Origin of the sequence: Streptomyces sp., from assembly GCF_019510245.1 — a bacterium.
Taxonomy (GTDB): Bacteria; Actinomycetota; Actinomycetes; order Streptomycetales; family Streptomycetaceae; genus Streptomyces.
The window spans coordinates 1-3,747 of sequence record NZ_JAEKKT010000110.1 but is presented as its reverse complement, the minus strand read 5'-3'; the positions used below and the strand labels follow the sequence as shown (position 1 = coordinate 3,747).

Below are 3,747 nucleotides of genomic sequence, written 5' to 3'. Positions count from 1 at the left end.
CGAGGAGGCCGCTCCTTCGCCGCGCCGCCTTGGCCGCAATCTGCTGCTGCTCATCCTGCTGGTGCTGGCCGCGGCGGTCGTGTACGCCATGTACTTCATGCCGAAGGCGGACCCCGACGACAAGGGAGCTTCCCAGGAGACAGGTTCCACCAGTCAGGCCGGTACCGCGCAGTCCCCGTCGACCAGCAGTGAGCCGCGACCCGAGCAGACGACCCCCGAGCCGTCGCGGTCCGGCGGGGCGGCCGAGACGCAGACCGCCGGGCCCGAGGTCGCCGACGGCTTCACCCTGCGCACCGACCCCGAGGGCTTCAAGGTCGCGGTGGCGGGCGGCTGGGACCGCACCCCGAGGAACGGTCGCGGTCAAGTGGTCTACTCGCAGGGCAACTTCGAGCTGATCATCGTCCCCGGGCGGGACACCGCGGCCGCGAACGGCGACGATCCCATGGCCTACCAGCGGGAGAAGGAGCCCGAGCTCCAGCCGTACCGCGACTCCAGCTGGGCCACCGCCACCGGGCTGAAGTCGATCCAGGTGGGCACGCGGAGCATGGCCGAGGGGCAGTTCACCTGGACCGGCGACGACGGGCGCGAGCTGTACGTACGCAATGTCGCGATCCTGATCGGCGGGAAGTACCACATCGTGCAGGTACGCGGTCCGGAGGCGGAGCGGGACGAGGTGACCCGGCTGTACGAGCAGGCGTCGGCCACCTATCAGGTGACCGGCTGACGGACGCCGTGCGGGCCCCCCGGGTTCACTGGCCCTTCGCGGAAGCGACAACCGTCACAGTGAGGTCTCCTTGACGCCCCCCTGGTTCCCCTCGGCGCGGGCCGGTCCTTAGTCTGACTGCGTCAAGAGCATTGCGGGGAAACGTGAATCAGATGCAGGGCCTGCTCCTTGCGGGGCGTTACCGGCTCGCCGACACCATCGGCAGTGGCGGCATGGGACGGGTGTGGCGTGCCCATGACGAGGTGCTGCACCGAGCCGTCGCCATCAAAGAGCTGACGGCCGCGCTCTATGTGTCCGAGAGCGACCAGGAGCGGCTGCTCCACCGCACCCGTGCCGAGGCCCGTGCGGCCGCCCGGATCAACCACTCCGCCGTCGTCACCGTGCACGACGTACTCGACCATGACGCTCGCCCGTGGATCGTCATGGAGCTGATCGAGGGCCGGTCGCTGGCCGACGCGGTCAAGGCTGACGGACGTATCGAGCCGGCCGAGGCCGCGCGGATCGGGCTGTGGGTGCTGCGCGCCCTGCGGGCGGCGCACGCTGCCGGGGTCCTGCACCGCGATGTGAAGCCCGGCAACGTCCTCATCTCGCATGACGGCCGCGTGCTCCTCACCGATTTCGGCATCGCCCAGATCGAGGGTGATACGACGATCACCCGCACCGGAGAGGTCGTCGGCTCGGTCGACTACCTCGCCCCCGAGCGGGTCCGCGGCCATGACCCGGGCGCGGCATCCGACCTGTGGGCGCTCGGCGCGACGCTGTACACGGCGGTCGAGGGAAGGTCGCCGTTCCGCCGCACCTCGCCGATCGGCACCATGCAGGCGGTCGTCGAGGAGGAGCCCGCCGCGCCGGTCAACGCCGGTGTGCTGGGGCCCGTGCTCACCGCGCTGCTGCGCAAGGATCCGGCCGACCGGCCGAGCTCGGCGCATGCCGAGCAGATGCTTGCCGAGGCGGCGGAGGGACGGCGATCGGCGGCTGCGCAGGCGTATGTGCCGACGGGGTCGGTGCGGTACGAGACGGAGAGCGCGACCGACGGTGCCGGCACCGGTACCGACACCCGGGCGGTGCAGACGGCCGCTGCCGCGCCCTATCCGCCGGTCACGGCCGCGCCCGTGCGGCGGAAGCGGCACCGCCTGCGCACGTTCGCCCTGGTCGTCGCCCTCCCCGCGATCATCGGCGGGGGTGCCGCGGTCGCGTGGCAGCAGTTCGGTACGGACAGCCCCGCCGACTCCGGCTCCGCCTCGCAGACTCCGAGCGCCACTCCGACCGAGCCGGGTGGCCAGCGCGGGATTCCCGCCGGTTGGCAGCGCCACAACGACCCGGCTGGCTTCACCATCTACCTGCCCAAGGGATGGAAGCGGTCCATCTCCATCGACCAGGACGGCCTCACGCAGGTCGACTACTCGCCCGACAAGGGAAAACACCTCGTGCGCGTCGCCGTCGACACCGCCCCGGACTTCGCTACCTCGTACGCGCACATGAGGAACCTGGAGTCGCAGATCTCAGGGCTCCAGAACTACACGCCGCTGAGCCTCAAGAAGGCGCTCTTCCGCGACCTGCCGGGCGCGCGCTGGGAGTACACGTGGAATGCGCTGGCCAAGGACCCGCCGCATTACTTTGCGGCTCCCTACCGCGCCATCGACGTCGGCTTCATGGAACGCGACGGCACCGAGTACGCCATCTACGCGTCTTCGCCGACCGCCGACTGGGCCACCACCCGCAAGCAGTTCGACTGGATCCTGCGGAGCTGGCAAGAGAGCGAAGTGAAGCGGTGAGGACATCACGCCTTCGGCGGAACTCCGTATAGGAGCTCCGCCGAACAGGACCGTGAAGGGGGGCAGATTGTTGTGCGGGGCTCAGGCCCAATCCGCGCAAGTGAGCCCGCCGACTATGTGGTCCCCTTCCCAGACCGCTACGTTCACGCCGAGATCGCGGAGCGAACCGTCGGTGGTTGACGCGTGAGTGGTGAAGGTGAGAGTTGAACCATTTCCATCGTATTCGTGACGCCAGGGCCAATAGTTTACGTTGGGAAGACTATTGGTTGAGATGAGTTGAATGGCCACATGGTGACTGTCGGCAGCGGTGTCCTTGACCCAACCGCTGATGTCCACGTAATTGCTTGACCAATTGGTGAACGTCATGCTCCCCGTGGCGCCGGTCGTGGAGCACGAGGCGCCGCCACTCGCCGCGCTGGCATTGGTCACTGTGGTCGTGGCGAATATGGCCACCGCCGCGACACTCATGACGGAAAGGCGCTTCCATGTGTTTCCCATGGGCGAACAGTAAGGCTCCCATGATTCACAGGACAGCATGATTCCAGCCACCCGTTTTGCCAAGTATCAGGCGTATGTCCTGGTAGTTTGCCGCGCTTTGCATCCGTTCGGAAACCGGTCATGGCTGAAAATGAGCACCCTTGGACGTGAGTGAACTGGAGCTCGGCATGGTGCTGGACCACCTCCGGGAGGATGATTCCCCCTTGGCCGGTCACCGCCCCGGAGGGTATCCGTCCGCTGCGGCATGATGGGGCGCATGGGGACCGAGGGGGACACCTTCCGTGTGATCGCGGGCCGTTATCGCCTGGAGGCGAGGATCGGGCGCGGCGGCATGGGCGTGGTGTGGCGGGCGACCGACCAACTGCTCGGGAGGCAGGTGGCCGTCAAGGAGATCCCCCTCGACGAGACGCTCTCCGCCGAGGACGCCCGGCTCCAGCGCGACCGGACCCTGCGCGAGGCCGGTGCGGTGGCCCGGCTGTCCCACCCGCACATCATCGTGGTCCACGACGTCGTCGAGCAGGACGAACGGCCGTACATCGTCATGGAGTTGATCGACGGCGGCTCCCTCGCCGACCGGATCTCCGCGCACGGCCCGGTCGACGCAGCCGAGGCCGCCCGGATCGGGGCCGACCTGTTGAGCGCGTTGCGTGCGGCGCACACGGCCGGGGTGCTGCACCGGGACATCAAGCCCGCCAACGTGCTCGTCGAGTCCGGCACCGGCCGGGTCGTGCTCACCGACTTCGGCATCGC

At 68.6% G+C, this 3,747-nt stretch carries 3 protein-coding genes and 1 pseudogene; 3 read left to right on the top strand and 1 reads right to left on the bottom strand.

Going from position 1 to position 3,747, the window contains the following annotated elements; translation table 11 throughout:
• Both JF597_RS06390 and JF597_RS06385 read left to right on the top strand, forming a co-directional pair.
• Positions 1 to 724 (top strand): annotated as a pseudogene (locus JF597_RS06390) (serine/threonine protein kinase); the annotation flags it as partial.
• 152 nt (positions 725 to 876) lie between these two features.
• The gene (locus tag JF597_RS06385) at positions 877 to 2,499 is read left to right on the top strand and encodes a serine/threonine-protein kinase (protein ID WP_293990459.1); all 1,623 of its coding nucleotides are present in this window, start codon (positions 877 to 879) and stop codon (positions 2,497 to 2,499) included.
• An 81-nt stretch (positions 2,500 to 2,580) separates the two neighbouring features.
• Here the strand turns inward: JF597_RS06385 and JF597_RS06380 are convergent, their stop codons facing one another.
• A complete protein-coding gene (locus tag JF597_RS06380; RefSeq protein ID WP_293990457.1) occupies positions 2,581 to 2,997 on the bottom strand; it encodes a hypothetical protein in 417 nt (138 codons plus the stop codon).
• A gap of 256 nt (positions 2,998 to 3,253) precedes the next feature.
• Here JF597_RS06380 and JF597_RS06375 point away from each other — a divergent pair.
• Positions 3,254 to 3,747: serine/threonine-protein kinase (locus JF597_RS06375; protein WP_293990455.1), on the top strand; the 494-nt coding region annotated here is incomplete at its 3' end.